Origin of the sequence: Embleya sp. NPDC059237 (assembly GCF_042754105.1) — a bacterium.
Taxonomy (GTDB): domain Bacteria; phylum Actinomycetota; class Actinomycetes; order Streptomycetales; family Streptomycetaceae; genus Embleya.
The window spans coordinates 62,396-80,656 of record NZ_JBHZAE010000031.1 but is presented as its reverse complement, the minus strand read 5'-3'; the positions used below and the strand labels follow the sequence as shown (position 1 = coordinate 80,656).

General features: G+C 70.7%; 23 protein-coding genes. 12 read left to right on the top strand and 11 right to left on the bottom strand.

Annotation, left to right across the window (positions count from 1 at the left end):
* Nucleotides 1–648: 648 nt before the first annotated feature.
* Nucleotides 649–1,068: a MerR family transcriptional regulator gene (locus tag ACFXKZ_RS49875; RefSeq protein WP_380014298.1), complete on the bottom strand. Its 420-nt coding sequence runs from the start codon at nt 1,066–1,068 to the stop codon at nt 649–651.
* 58 nt (nt 1,069–1,126) lie between these two features.
* Between ACFXKZ_RS49875 and ACFXKZ_RS49870 the strand changes: the two genes are divergently transcribed.
* Nucleotides 1,127–2,098 (top strand): SDR family NAD(P)-dependent oxidoreductase, encoded by a 972-nt coding sequence (locus tag ACFXKZ_RS49870; protein WP_380014295.1) that lies wholly within the window; start codon nt 1,127–1,129, stop codon nt 2,096–2,098.
* A 69-nt stretch (nt 2,099–2,167) separates the two neighbouring features.
* On the opposite strand, the gene ACFXKZ_RS49865 is transcribed toward ACFXKZ_RS49870, so the two are convergent.
* From ACFXKZ_RS49865 to ACFXKZ_RS49855, 3 genes are all read right to left on the bottom strand, one after another.
* The gene (locus tag ACFXKZ_RS49865; protein ID WP_380014292.1) at nt 2,168–2,944 is read right to left on the bottom strand and encodes a phosphotransferase; all 777 of its coding nucleotides are present in this window, start codon (nt 2,942–2,944) and stop codon (nt 2,168–2,170) included.
* A complete protein-coding gene (locus ACFXKZ_RS49860) occupies nt 2,941–3,360 on the bottom strand; it encodes a hypothetical protein (protein ID WP_380014289.1) in 420 nt (139 codons plus the stop codon). The genes ACFXKZ_RS49865 and ACFXKZ_RS49860 overlap by 4 nt, the downstream gene beginning before the upstream one ends.
* 68 nt (nt 3,361–3,428) lie before the next feature.
* Complete coding sequence (locus ACFXKZ_RS49855) at nt 3,429–3,641, bottom strand: hypothetical protein (RefSeq protein ID WP_380014286.1); 213 nt, start codon at nt 3,639–3,641, stop codon at nt 3,429–3,431.
* A 337-nt stretch (nt 3,642–3,978) separates the two neighbouring features.
* Between ACFXKZ_RS49855 and ACFXKZ_RS49850 the strand changes: the two genes are divergently transcribed.
* The 6 genes from ACFXKZ_RS49850 (at nt 3,979) to ACFXKZ_RS49825 (ending at nt 6,160) form a co-directional block, all read left to right on the top strand.
* Nucleotides 3,979–4,824 carry a helix-turn-helix domain-containing protein gene (locus ACFXKZ_RS49850; protein WP_380014283.1) on the top strand — a complete coding sequence of 282 codons (846 nt, stop codon included), beginning with the start codon at nt 3,979–3,981 and terminating at the stop codon, nt 4,822–4,824.
* Complete coding sequence (locus ACFXKZ_RS49845; protein WP_380014280.1) at nt 4,821–5,003, top strand: DUF397 domain-containing protein; 183 nt, start codon at nt 4,821–4,823, stop codon at nt 5,001–5,003. Before ACFXKZ_RS49850 ends, ACFXKZ_RS49845 begins: the two co-directional genes overlap by 4 nt.
* Before the next feature lie 4 nt (nt 5,004–5,007).
* The gene (locus tag ACFXKZ_RS49840) at nt 5,008–5,226 is read left to right on the top strand and encodes a DUF397 domain-containing protein (RefSeq protein ID WP_380014277.1); all 219 of its coding nucleotides are present in this window, start codon (nt 5,008–5,010) and stop codon (nt 5,224–5,226) included.
* 51 nt (nt 5,227–5,277) lie between these two features.
* Complete coding sequence (locus tag ACFXKZ_RS49835; RefSeq protein ID WP_380014274.1) at nt 5,278–5,454, top strand: DUF397 domain-containing protein; 177 nt, start codon at nt 5,278–5,280, stop codon at nt 5,452–5,454.
* 2 nt (nt 5,455–5,456) lie between these two features.
* Nucleotides 5,457–5,648, top strand: a complete 192-nt coding sequence (locus ACFXKZ_RS49830) for a DUF397 domain-containing protein (RefSeq protein WP_380014271.1) — start codon at nt 5,457–5,459, stop codon at nt 5,646–5,648.
* A gap of 173 nt (nt 5,649–5,821) precedes the next feature.
* Nucleotides 5,822–6,160 (top strand): hypothetical protein, encoded by a 339-nt coding sequence (locus ACFXKZ_RS49825; protein ID WP_380014268.1) that lies wholly within the window; start codon nt 5,822–5,824, stop codon nt 6,158–6,160.
* 24 nt (nt 6,161–6,184) lie between these two features.
* On the opposite strand, the gene ACFXKZ_RS49820 is transcribed toward ACFXKZ_RS49825, so the two are convergent.
* On the bottom strand, nt 6,185–7,036 hold the full coding sequence (locus ACFXKZ_RS49820; protein WP_380014265.1) for a helix-turn-helix transcriptional regulator: 852 nt from the start codon (nt 7,034–7,036) through the stop codon (nt 6,185–6,187).
* 138 nt (nt 7,037–7,174) lie between these two features.
* On the opposite strand from ACFXKZ_RS49820, the gene ACFXKZ_RS49815 reads away from it, so the two are divergent.
* Nucleotides 7,175–8,239: an aldo/keto reductase gene (locus tag ACFXKZ_RS49815; RefSeq protein WP_380014262.1), complete on the top strand. Its 1,065-nt coding sequence runs from the start codon at nt 7,175–7,177 to the stop codon at nt 8,237–8,239.
* A 92-nt stretch (nt 8,240–8,331) separates the two neighbouring features.
* Here ACFXKZ_RS49815 and ACFXKZ_RS49810 read toward each other — a convergent pair whose 3' ends face one another.
* Complete coding sequence (locus ACFXKZ_RS49810) at nt 8,332–8,781, bottom strand: ATP-binding protein (protein WP_126636239.1); 450 nt, start codon at nt 8,779–8,781, stop codon at nt 8,332–8,334.
* Nucleotides 8,782–8,996: 215 nt separating this feature from the next.
* Here ACFXKZ_RS49810 and ACFXKZ_RS49805 point away from each other — a divergent pair, with 215 nt between their 5' ends.
* The 3 genes from ACFXKZ_RS49805 (at nt 8,997) to erm (ending at nt 11,102) form a co-directional block, all read left to right on the top strand.
* Complete coding sequence (locus ACFXKZ_RS49805) at nt 8,997–9,833, top strand: helix-turn-helix domain-containing protein (RefSeq protein ID WP_380014259.1); 837 nt, start codon at nt 8,997–8,999, stop codon at nt 9,831–9,833.
* Complete coding sequence (locus ACFXKZ_RS49800; protein WP_380014256.1) at nt 9,830–10,039, top strand: DUF397 domain-containing protein; 210 nt, start codon at nt 9,830–9,832, stop codon at nt 10,037–10,039. Before ACFXKZ_RS49805 ends, ACFXKZ_RS49800 begins: the two co-directional genes overlap by 4 nt.
* 226 nt (nt 10,040–10,265) lie before the next feature.
* Nucleotides 10,266–11,102: a 23S ribosomal RNA methyltransferase Erm gene (gene erm, locus ACFXKZ_RS49795; RefSeq protein ID WP_380014253.1), complete on the top strand. Its 837-nt coding sequence runs from the start codon at nt 10,266–10,268 to the stop codon at nt 11,100–11,102.
* A gap of 19 nt (nt 11,103–11,121) precedes the next feature.
* On the opposite strand, the gene ACFXKZ_RS49790 is transcribed toward erm, so the two are convergent.
* Nucleotides 11,122–11,952 carry a MerR family transcriptional regulator gene (locus ACFXKZ_RS49790; protein ID WP_380014250.1) on the bottom strand — a complete coding sequence of 277 codons (831 nt, stop codon included), beginning with the start codon at nt 11,950–11,952 and terminating at the stop codon, nt 11,122–11,124.
* 69 nt (nt 11,953–12,021) lie between these two features.
* Nucleotides 12,022–12,429 (bottom strand): winged helix-turn-helix transcriptional regulator, encoded by a 408-nt coding sequence (locus ACFXKZ_RS49785; RefSeq protein WP_380014247.1) that lies wholly within the window; start codon nt 12,427–12,429, stop codon nt 12,022–12,024.
* Between the two features lie 320 nt (nt 12,430–12,749).
* Between ACFXKZ_RS49785 and ACFXKZ_RS49780 the strand changes: the two genes are divergently transcribed.
* The gene (locus tag ACFXKZ_RS49780; RefSeq protein WP_380014244.1) at nt 12,750–13,904 is read left to right on the top strand and encodes an acetyl-CoA C-acetyltransferase; all 1,155 of its coding nucleotides are present in this window, start codon (nt 12,750–12,752) and stop codon (nt 13,902–13,904) included.
* 21 nt (nt 13,905–13,925) lie between these two features.
* Here the strand turns inward: ACFXKZ_RS49780 and ACFXKZ_RS49775 are convergent, their stop codons facing one another.
* The 3 genes from ACFXKZ_RS49775 to ACFXKZ_RS49765 form a co-directional block, all read right to left on the bottom strand.
* Nucleotides 13,926–16,148 carry a BTAD domain-containing putative transcriptional regulator gene (locus ACFXKZ_RS49775; RefSeq protein WP_380014241.1) on the bottom strand — a complete coding sequence of 741 codons (2,223 nt, stop codon included), beginning with the start codon at nt 16,146–16,148 and terminating at the stop codon, nt 13,926–13,928.
* 266 nt (nt 16,149–16,414) lie between these two features.
* The gene (locus tag ACFXKZ_RS49770; protein WP_380014238.1) at nt 16,415–17,806 is read right to left on the bottom strand and encodes a hypothetical protein; all 1,392 of its coding nucleotides are present in this window, start codon (nt 17,804–17,806) and stop codon (nt 16,415–16,417) included.
* The gene (locus ACFXKZ_RS49765; RefSeq protein WP_078975830.1) at nt 17,803–18,126 is read right to left on the bottom strand and encodes a PadR family transcriptional regulator; all 324 of its coding nucleotides are present in this window, start codon (nt 18,124–18,126) and stop codon (nt 17,803–17,805) included. The genes ACFXKZ_RS49770 and ACFXKZ_RS49765 overlap by 4 nt, the downstream gene beginning before the upstream one ends.
* Between the last annotated feature and the right edge of the window lie 135 nt (nt 18,127–18,261).

Sequence of the window (18,261 nt, the reverse complement as noted above, 5' to 3'; positions counted from 1 at the left end):
GCACACCACTCGAAGCTCTGCGCGACCACGACGGACTCGGACTCGCGGCATAGAAGGACAGCAAACAAGGCGTCCGGAAAACGCGGGGCCCCTCACCCCAACTCCACCGCAAACGCCCCCGAATCACCACAACCACCCGGAAACGCAAGCCCGGCGGAACCCAACCCGACCCCCCACCCCGCCACCCGCCGCAGGTCGCTTTTCACCCCGACCCGGGCCCCCACCCCGACACAAGCCCACACCCGAAGCCCACACCGGCAGCGGCCCGCCCCACGACCCGGACCAGCCCCGCACCGGCCGCCCGCAACCCCAAGCGCAACGCACGCCGCCAACTCCCGGCCATCTCGCAAAGCCACCCGGCGAACCGGATCCCGACCAGACCATCCCCCGGTGCCGTCGCCGACGTGCCAGGGGTGGTGTGGCAACTGCCGTGTCAGCTACCGAAGGTGGAGCGCAGGCGCATTGGCCGGGTATGACCGCGGCGCTACCTATGCGTGGGCGCTGCGGCCCAAACCGGGCCGACCGGGCCGAGCCGACCCCGCCCCGGCTCGGAGCTGGCCGACCGCCCCGTCCGTCCGCCACCGGCACCGGCACCCGCACCCGCACCCGCACCCGCAAAGCGCACTCCGCCCAGCCCTCACCCCGCCCTCAGGCCCTCGGGTCCCAAAGCCCGCCCGCTTCGCCCCGTGCCAAGTGGTCGGCGTAGATGCCGACCTTCCAGGTGATCACGGAGCGGCAGTCCTCCAGCGCGCGGATCTGGGCGTCCACGCGCCGGCGGTGGGTGTCGAGCAGGTGTAGGCGTTCCGCCTCGTTGCCCGGGCCCTGGCGGACCAGTTCGGCGAAGCGTTCGAGCTCGGCCAGTGGCATGCCGGATTCGCGGAGCTTGACGCAGATCTGGAGCCAGTCGATGTCGAACGAGGTGTAGCGCCGTCTGCCGCCCGGCGTGCGCAGGACCGGGCCGACCAGCAGGCCCTCTCGCTCGTAGAAGCGCAGGGCGTGCACGCTCAGGCCGGTGCGTTCGGCCACCTCGCCGATGCCGAACGACTGCGTGGTCGGCTCGGTGGTCATGCCGTGCCTCGCTCTCGGACTTGATCTAGACCTCGCTCTAGATCGTAGCGTCGGCAACATGACGATCACCGCTCAGCAACCCCTCGGCTCACCCTTCTCCGCCGCCACCCGCGCCTCGGACATCGTGGCCGACCGCGACCTGTCCGGCATCACCGCCGTGGTGACCGGGGGCTACTCCGGTCTGGGCCTGGAGACCGCCCGGACGCTTGCGGCGGCCGGGGCCAGGGTCATCGTTCCGGCCCGTCGTCCCGATGTGGCCCGGGCCGCGCTTCAGGGGGTACCGGGCTGCGAGGTCGTCGCCATGGACCTGACCGACCTGGACAGCGTGCGGTCCGCCGCCGCGTGGATCGGCGAATCCGTCGATCGGCTCGACCTGCTGATGGCCACCGCCGGGGTCATGGCCACCCCGGAGCGACGCGTCGGGCCCGGCTGGGAAGGGCAGTTCGCGGCCAACCACCTCGGGCACTTCGCCCTCGCGTGCGAGCTGTATCCCCTCCTGGTCGCCGCCGACGGCGCTCGTGTCGTGGTCAACAGCTCCGCCGGACACACCCTGACCGGCATCCGGCGGCACGACCCGCACTTCCGCACCGGCTACGACAAGTGGTTGGCCTACGGTCAGTCCAAGACCGCCAACGCGCTGTTCGCCGTGCACCTCGACGCGCTCGGGCGCGACGACGGCGTCCGAGCGTTCGCGCTGCATCCGGGCAAGATCATCACCGGTCTGCAACGCGAGATGGCGTTGCAGGAGCAGATCGACCGGGGCTGGGTGGACGAGCACGGCAAGGTGATCGGGGCCGGCTTCAAGACCGCCTCCCAGGGCGCCGCCACCGGAGTGTGGGCCGCGACATCCGCGCTGCTCGACGGACGGGGCGGGCTCTACCTCGAAGACTGCGACATCGCCCGCGTCTCCGCTCCCGACGAGGCGATGGACGACGGCGGCGTGCGCGCCTACGCCATCGACCCCGACGAGGCCGCGCGCCTCTGGGACCTCTCCATCGCCGCGACCGGCGCCCCGCCCATCACCCGATGACGTCGCCCGCGCCGCCGGCGAGCGAGGACCGCCCGGGTGGCGGACCTCGCTCGCCGGCGCCGTCCCGGGTCAGCGGGCGATCGGGGTGTCGACCAGGTCGGTCCACCACACGGCCCGGCCCCCGTGCCGGCCGATCATCGCCTCGGCGAGGGTGCGGCGGGCGGCGTGTGGGGTGCGGCGCCACTCCGGGAAGCGCCACATCCAGCGGCGGACCTCGTGGAGATCGTGGTTCGCGCGCAGCAGGTTGGCGCCCACGAAGGCGATCTCCGCCCACCGGGGTCCGATCGCCACCCGGCCCCAGTCGACGACGGAGAGCCGGCCGTCCGGGCGGATGAGCATGTGGCCCGAGATCAGGTCGGTGTGCAGCAGGCGGTTGCCGCACAGCGCGCTCGCCCGGTCCGGAGGCAGGTGTTCACGCAGGCGTCCGACGAGGGTGGGCAATCCGGCGCTGCGACCCGGCTGGATGCGGCCGATGCGGTCGATGGCGCCCACCACTTGCACGAAATCGGGCGAGTCGAGCCGGAACCGGAGCGGCCGGCCCTCGACGTGCTCGAACACGAGTACGCGCCACCCGTCGACGGTGCCGTGTCGAAGCAGCTGCGGCGAAAGCACCCCGGTCACCGCGCTCGCCGCGATCTCGCTGGTCTGGGCCCGGGCGGCAAGCGGCGCGCCGGCCTCCTCGGCGACCTTCACGAACACCCGACCGGTGGGCGTGGTGACGGTCGCGACAAACGAACTCCCGTGCGGCCCGCCACTCCGCGCCACCGACCGCACGGGCCCGGCGAGCGAGTCCACGAACCCCCGCACGTGCGAGGGCAGTTCCACCCAACAAAGGCGCCCGCTCATCCCACCCCCCGCACAAATCCGCACTCGGACACGACCCGCGCCCCGGACTCCCGCGCCGCCGACCCGGCCAACGGCACCGCCTCCACGACCCTCCCGACCCGATCGATGCGCCACAACTCCCGCACCACACCGGCCAGTTCCGCATCGAGGTCGATCGGCACCAAGTGCCCGGTCGGACACAGATACGGCGACTGCCCAACCTCCAGCGGCTGCACCACCGCAACCCGCTCCGAAGCAACCGGAAGCGCCACCACGGTGCCCTCCGGCATCTCGGCATGCCCATCCACATGCCGAACCCGCGACCCGACCCGAAGCGCCAACCGCCCCGCGTCTTCCGGATATTCTTGAATCTCCATCACTGCCTCACAGTGGATCGATGGAGACAGCGGCCGGGTACTTGCCTGGAATCGAGCCACCCGGCCGCTGTCGCTGAAAGGCAGGTGAGCGGAGGCCGCCTCGAATCGGCCGGCCGCCCACCTGCGGGTCATTGGATGCGTTCGGAAAGCCACGCCGGCGAGTCGGGAGTGCGCCGAACCTCGTAGCGATCGACGGTCCATGTCGACGCCCCGTCGGTGGGTTGCACCGTGACGAGACCCGACCCGACATTGATCACCATGCCGGCCGAACACACCTGGCGCTCGCTCTCACGCACGTACTCCATGACGTCCCCGACACGCACCGGCGGTAGACGACTCATCCGATCTCCTGTGCCAGTGCAGGAAGTTGATACAACAGGAGGGGCGAAACCGTCGTGAATCCACGCCCCTGCCGGGGGAGTTGAAGATTTCGTGGGCCGGGGTTCGACCGGATCCGATGCATGGCGATACCTCTTGCCCGGAGGTGACGGTGCGCACGGCTTCCAAGCGCGACCGGTGAAGGTCACGGAGGAGTGAGCACCTGTGACACCATGCACATTGACAGCATCACAAATCTGCATGCAAGTCTCTTCACAAATTTGCACTCTTACGGTGTGCCAACGGGTCGGCACCCACCGGAACGGCCGGCACTATGTACGACGACTGCGAGGGAGGAGCATGGCGACAACTCCGGGCTATCCGGGCCGACGGCTGGGCGCGGCGCTCAAGGCATGGCGCAAACAGAGCAACTTGACACTTGGTCAAGTCGCTACCCGACTCGGGTGGGATGGCAGCAAGGTCAGCCGGATCGAAAACGCCAAAACGGGCCTGCGACGCCTCGATCTCCTCAAGTTGGGTGCGCTGTATGGCATCCCGAGCAGCGACCTTGAAGCCATGGAGGCATGGCTCGAAGATTCATCGAGCGTGCAATGGTGGGCCGGCTACAAGGACATCCTGACGACGATCTACGAAGAACGCATTTCGCTGGAGAGCCAGTCGACGCGGATTGTGACTGCCGCGAGCAGCGCCATCCCGGGACTCCTTCAGGCACCTGGATACGCACGGGCAACATTCGAAATCAGCCCGTTCGTGACAGACCCGGATGACGCGTCCGCGCTCGTGGAGATCCGGTCACGCAGGCAACGCATCTTCATCGATAACGCCCCCGTCACCTACACCGCGCTTCTGGCTGAAGCGCTCCTACATGCGCGGATTGCTTCTCTGGATGTCCACCGCGAACAGTTGGCCCACCTGCTGGAGCTGAGTAGCCTGGGGTCCGTAGAGGTTCGGATTGCCCCGTTCGCGTCCCCGTTCCTCGTAGTTGGAGAGGTTTCGATCCTGGAGTTCAACGGACCCCAAGATCCGAGCGTGGTGTTCGTCGAATATCAAAATGGAGCCCTCTTCAAGGAGACCCCAAGGGATGTGCTCCGTTTTCGACGGCTGTTGGACCGCACAGCAGACGCGTGCCTGTCGGGATCCGCAAGCCGTGACCTGATCAAAGCCAGATTGGAAGAGCTGAAGTGACTGAGACCAACCAGACCCCTTGGCGGACTGCAAGTTACAGCGTGGACAACAACAACTGCGTCGAAGTGGCTCCGCTGCCCTCGTCCACCGGCATACGCGACACCAAGGACCGAGCCCTCGGACACCTCGAAGTCAGGCCGGGCGCCTGGCGCGAACTGCTGTGCGCCATCAAGGAGTAACCGCGTGAGCCTTGAGCCCACCGCGTGGCGCAGGAGCAGCTACAGCGGTGGCACCGGCGGAAACTGCGTCGAATCCGCCACCAACGAGAGCCGGGCCCTCGTTCGTGACAGCAAACTCGACGACAGTCCCGTCCACGTCTTCACCGCTCAAGCTTGGGCCGCCATGACCAACGACCTACGCACCGGGTTCCGAGGCCGTGAGCCTCGCCTGCGCCTGACGTGAACTGGCACGCGCCACCTCGAAGATCTTGAAGAGGTTGGAAGCTCTTTGAGCGTGATCGAGAAATACGCGTGGCGGAAGAGTCGCCGATCGGCGCACAACAACGCGTGCGTCGAAGTCGCACTTTTTGACGTCAAGACGGCAATGCGAGATACCAAGGACCGAGGGCGAGGCCGCCTCGAAGTCGGGCCGGCCGCCTGGCGCGAACTGCTGCGTGTCATCAAGAAGTAGTGGTGGAACTGGTTGTGGATCTCGAAGTGCGTGCGTGGCGCAAGTCAACCCGGTCCAGCACCAATAACGCGTGTGTCGAAGTGGCTCCGCTCCCCGTCTCTACCGGGGTGCGCGACACCAAGGACCGCGGTCGCGGCCACATAGAGGTCAGCGCCGCCTCGTGGGGCGAGCTGCTGCGGGTGATCAAGGGCTGACGGCGTCGCTCGACGGGGCATCGGTTCGGCAGGGGTGGGGAGTCGGCTGAGCGCGGGGGGCGGCCTGCGGGTTGCGCCCAAGGTTGGGCGTGGCCTCGGGCAGTGCTACTCACGTCGCCGCTGAGTATCCACGCTCATGCCCGGGCACCGTGTCCCTCCCTAGCGTCGTCCCCATGCACGAAGCGACAGACGCGAACGCTCCCCGTAAGCCCGGCCGTAGCTCCGTCACCCTCTACGTGATCGCCGTCGTCTGCGCGATGGTCGTCATGGCCCTGGTCGACGTCGCCGCGCTCCTGAGCAATGCCCTCGACGGCGAGAACTGCGGCCAGTCCTGCCCCGCCGACCCGACCGCCCGCGACGACCACCTGGTCCTGTGGGCCAAGCTCAGCGGTGTCGCGGCGCTGGTCAGCATGTTCCTGACCGCGAGCCTGCCTCCCCGCTACCGGTGGCCCGTCGGGCTCCTCTTCCTGGGCGGCGCGTTCGTGCTCCAGGCCGTGGCCCTCACGTCCTGACGACAAGGGCCGGCCGCCCGAGACTCACGCGCACAGCCGGTCCAGCGCCGCCCTGCTCTCGTCGTCGGCGGCCCGGAAGACCAACAGACGCTGGTTCGGGTCCTGCAACGGCACGAGCACCTCGAAGTGCATCGTGAGCATCCCCGCCTCCGGGTGGCGCAGCGCCTTGTGTCCCCGGCCGTTGAGCGCGATGTCCCGCTCGGCCCACAAGCGCGCGAACTCCCCCTCCCCCGCGCGCAATTCCGCGATGAGGGCGGTCAACGCGCGGTCCTCCGGATGTGCGGCCCACGCCGCGCGCAGGTGGGCGACCCCCTCGCGCACCACCCGGTCCCGGTCGACGTACAACTCCCGTACCACCGGATGCATCAGGCACAACCACATCGCATTGCGCCGCGCCGGCGGGAGGGCGGCGAAATCGATCAGCAGCCTGGTCGCCTCCCGATTCCAGGCCAGGACGTCGTAGCGGTGGTTCATCAGCATGGCCGGCAGCGGCGACAGGTCGGCGACCAACCCCGCCAACAACGGCGCGGCGCCCCTCGCCGGCTCGTCGGCCGTGTCGGGGCGTCGGCGGGCCAGGTCGAAGAGGTAGGCCCGTTCGACCGGGGCCAGCCGCAGTGCCCTGGCCAGTGCCTCCACCACGTCGGCCGAGGGCCGCGTGCCGCGACCCTGTTCCAGCCGTACGACGTAGTCCACGCTGACCCCGGCCAGTTCGGCGACCTCCTCGCGGCGCAGCCCGGGGGTCCGTCGGGGCCGCCGACGCGCCGGCAGGCCGAGGTCGTGCGGGTCCAACCGTTCCCGCCTGGCGCGCAGGAACGCGGCCAACTCCTGTGTCGTGTCCACGGTGTGGGTGGTCGTCATGTCCGTGCCGGTCGTCATGTCCGCGCCAACAACCAGCATGGGATCGGCGTTCCCAGGATGTCCTCTCCCTTACCCCCTGTTCGCGGCGGTCACAGGCTGATCCCGGCAACGGATCACTCCCGGTTCACGCGCGGATCACGCTCACAGGAGGACACGATGACAAGGACACTCACCCTCGACACCTACCGGCTGATGGGTCGCTCCGGACTGCGGGTCTCACCCCTGGCGCTGGGCGCGGCGACCTTCGGTACCGATTGGGGCTGGGGATCCGAGCGGGACGAGTCACGCCGGCTGTTCGACACCTACGTCGAGCGCGGCGGCAACTTCATCGACACCGCCGACACCTACACCGACGGCAGTTCCCACCGCCTGCTGGGCGAATTCATCCGCGACAGGCGGGATGGCCTGGTACTGGCGACGAAGTACTCGACGCTCCGCCGCCCCGGCGACCCGAACGCCAACGGCGCACACCGGAAGAACCTGTTCGCGTCCGTGGAAACCAGCCTGCGAGAGCTGAACACCGACTACATCGATCTGCTCTACCTGCACGTGTGGGATTTCCGTACGCCGATCGACGAGATCCTGCGCGGCCTGGACGATCTGGTCCGCCAGGGCAAGGTCCTCTACGTGGGCATCTCCAACGCCCCGGCCTGGCAGGTGTCGCGCATGCAGGCGATCGCCGACCTGCGCGGCTGGTCGCCACTGGTCGCGTTGCAGATCGAATTCAACCTGATCGAGCGCACGGGGGAACGTGACCTGATCCCCATGGCACGCGAGATGGGGCTGGGGATGGTCCCGTATTCACCGCTGGCCGGCGGGGTGCTCACCGGCAAGTACGGCCGCGACGACCTGACCGCGTCGCCGACCGCCGTCGGCGACGGCACCCGCCGGAACCTCGCCCTGGGCACGCTCACCGAACGCAACCTCGCCATCGCCGACGTCGTGAAGGAGGTCGCCACCGAGCTGGACCGCACACCCGCCCAGGTCGCCCTGGCCTGGACCCTGCGCCACCCGCACGTAACCGCACCGATCATCGGCGCCCGCACCGCCGCCCAACTGTCGGACAACCTGGGTGCCCTGGAGGTCGACTTCGCCGCCGCCCACCTGGCCCGCCTCGACGAGGTGAGCACGATCGCACTCGGCTTCCCGCACGACATACTCGCCGGCGACCACATCCGCACCGTGACCACCGGCGACCTGAGAATCGAAACCCGCCGCTGACACCCCGGCGAGCCCCGAGGGCGGCACGGGCCCGCATCGCCGTCCTCGGGGTGACCTCGGCCGATCCCCGAAGCGCGGTCGCACACCCTCCGTCAACTCATCGCCAACGCGAACCACACCCGCTTGCCGCCGGGAAGCGGCGTCACGCCGCATTCGTTGGCCAGGCTCGTCATCAGCGGGATGCCCCGCCCCGACTCCGCGTCCCAGGACGGGCGGCGTCGGCGCGGGGCCGCCGGGATGGCCGCCCCGCCGTCCTCGACGCCGACCACCAACTGCCCGCACGGCACGTCGTGCAGCAGTTCGACCCGGACCACGGTGCCATCCGGCGTATGCCGGACCGCGTTGGACACCAGCTCGCTCGCCAGCAGCTTCGTGGTCTGCGCCGTGTCGGCCGAGGCGCCCGCCCCGATCGCGCACTCGTGGACGAAGTTGCGCACGTGTCGCACCAGTTCGGCCGTACCGACACAGCGGAGTTCGGCGACGGGGGCCAACATGTGATGACCGGCCCGATCGGCCGGCGCGTGAATCCGGGTGGCAGGCATGTCTTCTCCCCAATCCGATGTTGGCCGCCGCTGGGACACCCGTTCTCACCGGGAAGAAAGAAGAAAGCGGCCCACACCGAGCATCGCCGCGCCGCATAAATGCAACCAAGTACTTCGACATAAATAACTCTTTCGGGTGACGCCGACCAAATCCGGTCGCGTTCCATTCAGACCCGGAGCACAATCCCGGACGAAGCCACCCCGGGAGGACCCAGATGCGCAGCTACGCAAGACGCCGATTGGGTACGGAACTGCGGCTGCTCCGCACGGCGTCGGGCCTGTCCGGCGAGGAGGTGGCCGATTCGTGTGGCTGGGATCAATCCAAGATCAGCCGCATCGAGACCGCGAAGGTCGCGGTGTCCCGGCACGATCTGCATCGCCTCTGCGGCATATACGGGGTGTGCGCGACCGACGTCGAACGCCTCGAAGCGCTCCTGATCGAGACGCGCGGGCCGCGCTGGTGGGTTGCCTACTCGGACGTCCTCGACGCCGCCTACGAGGAACTGATCGCGCTGGAGTCGCAGGCCACGGAGATCCGAGCCGCCAACGCCGGGATGATCCTGGGCCTGCTCCAGACCCGCGACTACGCGGCGGCCGTGATCGGCTCCGGGCCGATGATCCCCGACCCCGAACGGGCCGACGCGCTCGTGGAGATCCGGATGCGGCGCCAGCGTGTGCTCACCGGGCAGAATCCGGCCAGGTTCCGCTCCGTGCTCGCCGACGGCGCCCTGCAATGCGAGATCGGCGGTCGCGGCGTACTCACCCGCCAACTCGCCCATCTCCTCGAACTCGGTGAATTGCCCAACATCGACATCCACGTGATACCGACGAGTTCCACCGCGAATGCCTACAACGGCGGCCTGACCATGTTCGATTTCTCCGGCCCGCACGCGCCCAGCGTGCTGTTCGTCGAATACCACGGCGGCATGCTGATCAAGGAGGAGGATCGCGACCTGCGCCGCTATCGCCGCCACCTCGACTACCTGTTCGCCAACGCCCTCTCCACCGACGAGTCCAGAACCCTCATCTCGGCAAGGATGCGATCCCTGTGAACGACACCCCGAAAGCCCCCGCCGCCGCCGTCGCCCCCGACGCGTGGCGCAAGTCCACCCACTCGGGACACCAGGGCGACTGCGTGGAAGTGGCCCCGCGCACCGCCCACCTCACGATCCGCGACAGCAAGCGCCCGACGCACGCCCACCTGCGCCTGCCCCACCACGCCTGGCCCGAGTTTCTGGCCGCGCTGCGACACGGGTGACCCGGCCCGCCGCCGCCGGCGGCGATCGACCGCGCCGAAAATCGGGATGAGCCGTCGACCCACCCGGGCTAGGGTGGTCGGCATGTTCGCCGCCGCATTCACGAGGACTCGCCGCCACTAGCGGCGGGCCGAGGCTTTTTCTCTTCCGGTTCCGCCGCACTTCGGGTCCCTGCCGGTGCGGCCGTTTCGGGCTGCCCGGCTCCGAACTGCCTTGCGGAGCCCTCTCGTGCCCTACCCCACTCATGGCGGACGCCATGAGCTCGGTCAGAACTTCCTCGTCGATCCCGCGGTGATCGACCTCTTCACGGATCTGGTCGGGCGTACGTCCGGACCGGTCGTGGAGATCGGGCCCGGTGACGGTGCCCTCACCCTCCCGCTGAGCCGCACCGGCCGACCGCTCACCGCGGTCGAGCTCGATCCGCGGCGCGCCCGGCGGCTGGCCCGCCGGGTGCCCGGGCACGTCCGGATCGTGGCGGGCGACGTGTTGCGGTACCGGTTTCCCGATCGGCCCTTCACCGTGGCGGGCAACCTGCCCTTCCACCTGACGACTTCGGTGTTGCGTCGGCTGCTCGACACCGGGCATTGGCAATCCGCGGTGCTGCTGGTGCAGTGGGAGGTGGCCCGGCGCCGGGCGGGTGTGGGCGGGGCCTCGATGCTGACGGCGGCCTGGTGGCCGTGGTTCGACTTCGAGGTGCACGCGCGCGTCCCGGCTCGGGCGTTTCGGCCGATGCCGTCGGTGGACGGCGGGCTGTTGTCGATGACGCGCCGGAGTACGCCGCTGGTCGTCGGGGCGCGGGAGCCGTACCAGGAGTTCGTCCGCCACGTGTTCACCGGGCCGGGGCGCGGGCTGCGCGAAATCCTGGATCGCACGGGCCGGTTGCCCGGTGCCGAGGTGCGCGACTGGCTCGTCGCGGCCCGGATCTCCCCCCTCGCGCTGCCCAAGGATGTGACGGCGGGTCAGTGGGCCTCGCTGTGGCGGGCGGTCGAGCGGGGAGAACGCGCGAACGACAGCGGTGTCCGCGCCGGCCGACCGCGCCCCGGGCGGTATCGGTCCCGGCGGTGACGTGCGCGGCGGCCCGCGCTCAAGCCCGCGCGATCGGCTCCTGGAGTTCGGTCACCCACTGCCTCGGGTCCGGTGGGCACTCCAGGTTGACCTCGCGCGGGTAGCCGAGGGAGCGGTGGCCGTTGGCGTCGATCCAGCGGGCCAGGGCCTGTACGCCGGTCATCACGTCGTCCATCGAGCCCCGATGCACGAAGGTGGCGGCCTGCTCGATCGGCGGCAGGTCCACGATTGCGAAGTCGTGTTCGGGGCGCGGGTCGGCCGCGACCGTGATGCCGGCGTTGATGACGATCGTGTCGTCCCGGTCGGGCGAGACCTCGTAGTAGGCGATGCCCGGCCCGGTCGGCGCCACCCCGGCGGCGGCCATCCGGCGGCACAGTTCGTCGTACAGCGGCCCGATGATCGGCCCGATGTCACGCGGCCCGTCGGCGTCGACCGGGGTGGTCGCGGTCAGTACGGCCACCCGGACCCCGGGGATGCGCTTGAGCACGACGTCGTCGTCGGCCATCCGGCCCTCCGCCTCGATGGTGCGGAGCCTCGCCTCGACCTGGGCCAACCGCCGGCCGTCCGCCGCCACCGCCGCGGCGAGCTCGGCCCGGCGCAGCCGCAACATGCCGCGCAGCTCGCCGGCGCTCACCTGCTCGTCCAGGATGCTCCGGACCTGCTGGAGGGTGAAGCCGAGGTCCTTCAGCGCGATCACCCGGTTGAGCCGGGCGAGTTGCTCGGCGCGATAGAAGCGGTAGCCGCTGACCGGGTCGACCCGGTCGGGGCGCAGCAGGCCGATGGCGTCGTAGTGCCGCAACATGCGGACGGACACGTTGCCGTGCCGGGCGAAGTCTCCGATGGTGAACATGACGCCTCCCAGTGCACGGCCTCACACGGTGTCAGGGTCAAGCCGCCGAGCCCGCATCCCGCGCCGCCCTCACTCCACCGGCCCCGCCACGTCCCATCCCGGTGCCTGTACGTGGACGTGCAGGCTGCCCGGCGCCACCTCCTCGCCGCAGCCCCGACACATCAGTGCGGGGTCGAGCGCGTGATCCCCGTGCCGGAAGTCCACCGGCGGCTCGTCGGTCAGCCACCGGTCGCCCCAGGCCGCGAGGGTCTGCAGCACCGGCGCGAGGTCGCGGCCCCGGGCGGTCAGGTGGTACTCGAAGCGCGGCGGCCGGTCCTGGTAGCGCCGCCGCTCCAGGACCCCGGCCGCCTCCAGGGTGCGCAGCCGGGTGGTCAGGATGTCCCGAGGTGCCCCGGTGTTGCGCGCGATCGCGTCGAAGCGGTGGTTGCCGAAGCCCATTTCGCGGATGGCCAGCAGCGCCCACTTCTCGCCGACCACGCCGAGCGTCGAAGCAACCGAACAGGGCCGGCCGACCGGCGCCCGAGCGGCGCGGGACGGCGCGGAAGCACCCGCCGCCTCGGGCGCCCGACCGGAGTCGGCGGAGGAGGCGTTCGAGGAGCCGGAAGACCCAGAGGAACCAGAAGACCCAGAGGACCCGGAGGAACCAAAGGAGCCGGAGGACCCGGAGGACCCGGAGGACCCGGAGGAATCAGCGTTGACGACCACGCCCACAAGGTTGCCATCCCCAACTCACTGACGCTACGTTGACGAGGAGGCAAGTTGGATTTTCCAACCCACACGGTCGAAAGGCGGCTGCCATGAGTAACGAGGCGTACCTCGTCGACGCCATCCGAACTCCCGTGGGCAAGCGCGGCGGGGGCCTGGCCAAGGCACATCCCGCCGACCTGGGCGCGCACATCCTGCGCAGCCTCGTCGACGGCACCGGCATCGACCCGGCCGCCGTCGACGACGTGATCTTCGGCTGTCTCGACGTGATCGGCCCGCAGGCCGGCAACATCGCCCGCACGTCGTGGCTCTCCGCGGGCCTGCCGACGAGCGTCCCGGGCACCACCATCGACCGCCAGTGCGGCTCCTCGCAGCAGGCGGTGCACTTCGCCGCCCAGGCCGTGCTCAGCGGCACCGCCGACGTGGTGATCGCCGGCGGCGTGCAGAACATGAGCGCCGTACCGCTGTCCGCCTCGCTGCGGGCCGGCCGCGAGTACGGCTTCGCGACCCCGTACGAGGGCGCGCGAGGCTGGCACGAGCGCTACGGCGACCAGGAGATCAGCCAGTTCCGCGCGGCCGAACTGATCGCCGAGCGCTGGGGCCTGACCCGCGAGGACATGGAGGCGTTCGCCGTCACCTCGCACGAACGCGCGCTGCGGGCCCGGCGCGAGGGCCGCTTCACCAACGAGATCGTCCCCTACGGCGAGGTCATCCACGACGAGGGCCCGCGCGAGCCGGACCTCGCCAAGATCCGCTCACTGCCGACGCTGCGCCCCGGCGGCCGGATCACCGCCGCGCTGGCCAGTCAGATCTCCGACGGTGCCTCGGCCGCCCTGGTGGTCTCCGAACGTGCCCTGCGGGTACACGGGTTGCGCCCCCGGGCCCGGATCCACCACCTCACCGTGCTCGGCGACGACCCGGTGCTGATGCTCACCGGCCCGATCCCGGCCACCGCCCGTGCCCTGGAGCGCACCGGGCTGAGCCTGGACGACATCGACCGGGTCGAGATCAACGAGGCGTTCGCATCGGTGGTACTCGCCTGGCAGCGAGCCACCGGCGCGGATCCGGAGCGGGTCAACGTCAACGGCGGCGCCATCGCGCTGGGCCATCCACTCGGCGCGAGCGGCACCAAGCTCCTGGCCACGCTGCTCAACGAGCTGGAGCGGATCGACGGCCGCTACGGCCTCCAGACCATGTGCGAGGGCGGCGGCATGGCCAACGTGACCATCATCGAGCGGCTGACCTGAGCCACCGCCCGCTCCCGGCGGTCAGTCGTGGCCGTGGTCGCCGGACTGGGCGAGGGAGCGGGTCACGCCGGCCTCCAGCTCGGTACGGGCGGCCTCGTCGGCGGCGCCGGAGCGGTCGAAGGCCGCCAGTGCGCCGCGCCACAACTCGGCGGCCTCCCGGTAGGCGAAGTGGATCTCCGCGTCCAGCGCGGCCAGGCGGGCGTAGTGGGCGGCCTTCGTCGCCGTCGCGCGCGAGGCGGAGGCCAGGTAGTGGTGCGCCAGCGCGGAGACGTCCCGGGGCCGTACCGCCTCGATCGCCTCGGCCGTGCGCGCGTGCATCCGGGCCCGGCGCAGCTGGGACAGGTCCTCGTACAGGGTGTCCCGCACCAGCGCGTGGGTGAACCGCAGTTGGCCCGCGTCGGGCTCCACGAGCAGTCCGGTCAGCAGCGCCGACTCGACCGCGTCGAGCACCGTGTCCTCGTCCGTGCCGCTCTGCGCGAGCAGGACGTCGACGTCGATGTCCCGGCCGAGCACACACGCCTGCTTGAGCACCTCCTGCGCGGCCTTGGGCAAGCCGGCCACATGCCGGCGGATCACGTCCCGAACCCCGACCGGCACCTCGGACACCGCCGCGTGCGCGCCCTCCGCGGCCAGCACCCGGGCCGTCTCCAGGACGTAGAACGGGTTGCCCGCGGTGCGGTCCACGATGGCCCGTACGGTGTCCTCGTCGATCGCCGCCGAGACCGCGCCGCGGACCAGGTCGCCCACCGCCTCCGGGGCCAGGCCGGTGAGTTCGACACGTTCCGGACCGCAGCGCGCCAGCCGGGCCAGTGCGTCGGCGAGCAGGTCGCCCACCTCGTTGTGCCGATAGGTGACCACGAGCAACACCCGACCGGTCGCGTCCCGGTCGGTGGCCAGGTGGCACAGCAGCGCCAACGTCTCCTCGTCGGCGCGGTGCACGTCGTCCAGCACCAGCAGCCACGGCGTCTCCGCGGTGGCCCGGGCCAGATAGCGCACCACCGCCTGGTGCAACATGAGCTTGGCCGCCGCCTGATCGCCCACCGGGCTGTACGAGTCGGCGAGCAGCGGCGCCAACACGCGCGCGGTGTCCTCGTCCGGCGGGCTCACCGCGGCCAGGGTGCGCAACATCTGGGTCCACGGCCACCCGGCCGGCGCGCCGCCCGATTCGGGGCAGCGCCCCCACGCCGCCCGCCACCCCTCGGCGGCCAGCAACTCCCGGACATGCTCGGTCAACGCGGTCTTGCCCTCGCCCGGATCACCGCTGACCAGCGCCACCGCGAGCCGCCCGTCGGCGCGCTTCGCCGCGTTCAGCAGGTCGGCCGTCTCGTCGGCCCTACCGATCAACGTGGTCGTGCGCGCCACGAACCCGTCCTCCCCCAGCTCGTCGGAAACCCGTACCGGCTCCGCGACTTCCCGATGCGCGGCGGGCACCTCGGACACGGCGGGCGCGGCGGCCGGCGTCGGCGCCGCCGCCGGCGCGTCCAACTCGGCGGAGTGGGCCAGGATGTCCGCCTCCAGGCGCTGCAACCGCGCCCCGGGCTCGACCCCCAACTCCTCGCGCAGCGCCGCCCGTACCCGGCGCAACACCGCGAGCGCGTCGCCTTGGCGGGCACACCGGTACAGCGCCAGCGCCAACAACCGCCAACTCTCCTCCCGCAGCGGGTGCGCCGCCGCGTGTGCCTCCAGGCCGGGCACGATCCCGGACGCCTGCCCGATGGCGAGACCGGCCTCGGCCCGACGCTCCACCGCGACCAGGCGCAACTCCTCCAGCCGCGCCGCCTCGGGCCGGGCCCACGGCTCGTCGGCGAACTGCGCGTACGCGGGCCCGCGCCACAGGTCGAGCGCCGCGGTCAACTCGCGTAGCGCGTCCTGTGCCGCCCCCGCCGCGAGGAGGCCGCCGGCGCGGTGCACCAGGGCCTCGAACCGCCACGCGTCGACCTCGTCCGTACCGACCCGGAACGCGTATCCCGGCGGCGCGGTGACCAGCACCGTCGACGGGGTGCGCGGCGCGCGGTCGGGTTCGAGCGCACGGCGCAGGTGCGACACGAAGGTCTGCACCGACCCGAGCGCGCGATGCGGCGACTCGCCGTGCCACAGGTCCTCGATCAGCCGGTCGACCGGTACGACGTGCCCGCGCGCCAGGACGAGCCGAGCGAGAACGGCCCGATGGCGTGGGCCGCGCAGGTCGGCCCGCCGGTCACCGTCCCACGCTTCGAGCGCTCCCAGAACACGAAACGTCAGCATGGTTAAGAGACCTTACTGATGCGTCACGAGCAGCCGAGCGGCGGCCGGGGCTGAAGTCATCCGGCTGTTGTCCCACACCCGGATCAACACCGACTCGACGCCCGATGAACACGCTTGCCGGGCTCATGTCGGCGGCATGTCGGCGGCATGCCGGGCGCATGGCGCCCCGACGCCGACGCCGACGCCCCGTCCCCCGCTCGGCGTTCGTCGGACACCGGGCGATCCCGGCGTCCGACGAACGAGCTTCGACCAACCACCCGGCCTCCTCAACTCCCGGACTCACCACGCGGGTTGCCCGGGGCCTGCGCCTCGCCCTCGGGGCGCGTCGTGGGTGCGCCCGGGGACACGGCCGGGGGTTGCTGCTGCTGCGCGGTACCGGGAGCCGTGCCCGGGGCGCTACCGGGAGCAGCCCCCGGCGCGGTGCCCGGCGGCGTACTCGGCACCGTGGCGGGCGGGTTGCCCGGCACCCCCGCCGACGGCGGCGTACTCGCCGGCGGCACCTGGCCCGGCCGGACCGGGATCGCGATCGTGAACGGGGCCGTGCCCTCCACGATCCGGCACCCCCGCCCGTCCAGGTTCGGCTCGACCCGGGGCTGGGGGAAGGGCAGTGCCTCCCGGTTCGGCACCATCGGACGGCCGTCGGGCGTGCACGCGTAGTTCGAGAGCCCGCTGTACAAACCGAGTTGCCTACCGTTCTGGTCGAACAGCAGAACGTCCTTGAGCGGCCTTCCCTGTGCGTCGAACGGGTAGATGTTCTGCAGCGGCCTGCCGTCCAACGTGCCCACCAGCCTGCTGCTGTCCAACGGGCGGCCGTCCGAACTGTCGTAGTACATAGGGTGGTTCGATCCGGCGTACTCCACCCGCACGGTTTCGCCCGGCTCGAACTGTCCCCCGCTCACCATGCCGATCCCGAGCCCGACCACCATCGCGTTGAGCGGCACCGCCAGCCAGACCAGTCGGCGGTCGTTTCCCGAGCGCGCGCCCAGCCACAACGACCCGGCCAGGGCCAGGATGCCGACCGCCACCGGCCACCACACCCCGCCCACGATCACCCAGGCGAGCAGGGACACGACCAGCGCCCGCACCACCCACCAGGCGGACCGCAGACCGGCCAGGAACCGCACCGGCTCGGCGAAGCGCCCGGTGCGCAAGGACTCCCCGAGGGCCCTCGCGCGGCGGGTGACCGACAGTGCGGCGACTTCCGGCAGGCCGCGCTCGCGCCCGCGCAGCCACAGCGCGTTCACCGCCTCCACAACCAGTGCGAGCACGCACGGAAAGATCCACCAGCGCTCCTGCGCGTCCCGGTGCGAGCCCAGTGCGATACCCGTCACGAACGCCGATCCGAGCGCCAACAGCAGTCCCAGCATCAGGAGTTCGACCTTGCCGACGCCGCGCAACCGACCGCTGCCGCCGGTCGGCGTCAGCGGCGGATACCCGGCCGCCGCACGCAGTTCGGCGGCGTACTCGTGCGGGGTGCCGAGTCGGGTGCGGAGCGCGTCGGAGGTCACCGCGCCGTCGAGCTCGGCGACCACCTCGCTCAGGTTGACCTCGACATCGTCCAGGATCTCCTCCGCCTCGACGGCGGGCAGATCGGCCAGAATGCGGGCCACCTCGACGCGGTAGTCAGCGGCGACGGGGTGCAGTGCGGTGTCCTTCATCGGGTCTCCCCCACCAGTTCCGACATCGTCCGGGCGAACGAGTTCCACGTGTCGGTGGACTCCCGGAACCGCTGCCGGCCGGGCTCGTTCAGGGCGTAGTACTTGCGGTTCGGGCCTTCGTCGCTCGCCACCACGTAGGACGTGAGGAGTCCGGCGTTGTACAGCCGCCGCAGCGTGCCGTAGACCGACGCGTCGCCGACGTCGTCGAGACCGGCCTTGCGCAACCGGCGCAGCACGTCGTAGCCGTAGCCGTCCTCTTCACGCAGCACGGCGAGTACCGCGAGGTCCAGCACTCCCTTGAGCAGCTGACTCGGATCCATGACACCTCCAGCTCTTATGCGTTGCACGGTACCACGCAATGCACAGTAGTGGACGAGACCGATCCCGGCCGTCGCACAACAGATCGGCTCGACTTCGCGTTTGTAGAGGCAGAGGCCTTCGGCGGGACCCGATCG

Bases quoted from the DNA above. Each gene is read 5' to 3' on its own strand.
- ACFXKZ_RS49875 (WP_380014298.1), bottom strand. From the start codon at position 1,068: ATGACCACCGAGCCGACCACGCAGTCGTTCGGCATCGGCGAGGTGGCC.
- ACFXKZ_RS49870 (WP_380014295.1), top strand. From the start codon at position 1,127: ATGACGATCACCGCTCAGCAACCCCTCGGCTCACCCTTCTCCGCCGCC.
- ACFXKZ_RS49865 (WP_380014292.1), bottom strand. From the start codon at position 2,944: ATGAGCGGGCGCCTTTGTTGGGTGGAACTGCCCTCGCACGTGCGGGGG.
- ACFXKZ_RS49855 (WP_380014286.1), bottom strand. From the start codon at position 3,641: ATGAGTCGTCTACCGCCGGTGCGTGTCGGGGACGTCATGGAGTACGTG.
- ACFXKZ_RS49850 (WP_380014283.1), top strand. From the start codon at position 3,979: ATGGCGACAACTCCGGGCTATCCGGGCCGACGGCTGGGCGCGGCGCTC.
- ACFXKZ_RS49825 (WP_380014268.1), top strand. From the start codon at position 5,822: ATGCACGAAGCGACAGACGCGAACGCTCCCCGTAAGCCCGGCCGTAGC.
- ACFXKZ_RS49820 (WP_380014265.1), bottom strand. From the start codon at position 7,036: ATGACGACCGGCACGGACATGACGACCACCCACACCGTGGACACGACA.
- ACFXKZ_RS49815 (WP_380014262.1), top strand. From the start codon at position 7,175: ATGACAAGGACACTCACCCTCGACACCTACCGGCTGATGGGTCGCTCC.
- ACFXKZ_RS49810 (WP_126636239.1), bottom strand. From the start codon at position 8,781: ATGCCTGCCACCCGGATTCACGCGCCGGCCGATCGGGCCGGTCATCAC.
- ACFXKZ_RS49805 (WP_380014259.1), top strand. From the start codon at position 8,997: ATGCGCAGCTACGCAAGACGCCGATTGGGTACGGAACTGCGGCTGCTC.
- ACFXKZ_RS49790 (WP_380014250.1), bottom strand. From the start codon at position 11,952: ATGTTCACCATCGGAGACTTCGCCCGGCACGGCAACGTGTCCGTCCGC.
- ACFXKZ_RS49780 (WP_380014244.1), top strand. From the start codon at position 12,750: ATGAGTAACGAGGCGTACCTCGTCGACGCCATCCGAACTCCCGTGGGC.
- ACFXKZ_RS49775 (WP_380014241.1), bottom strand. From the start codon at position 16,148: ATGCTGACGTTTCGTGTTCTGGGAGCGCTCGAAGCGTGGGACGGTGAC.
- ACFXKZ_RS49770 (WP_380014238.1), bottom strand. From the start codon at position 17,806: ATGAAGGACACCGCACTGCACCCCGTCGCCGCTGACTACCGCGTCGAG.
- ACFXKZ_RS49765 (WP_078975830.1), bottom strand. From the start codon at position 18,126: ATGGATCCGAGTCAGCTGCTCAAGGGAGTGCTGGACCTCGCGGTACTC.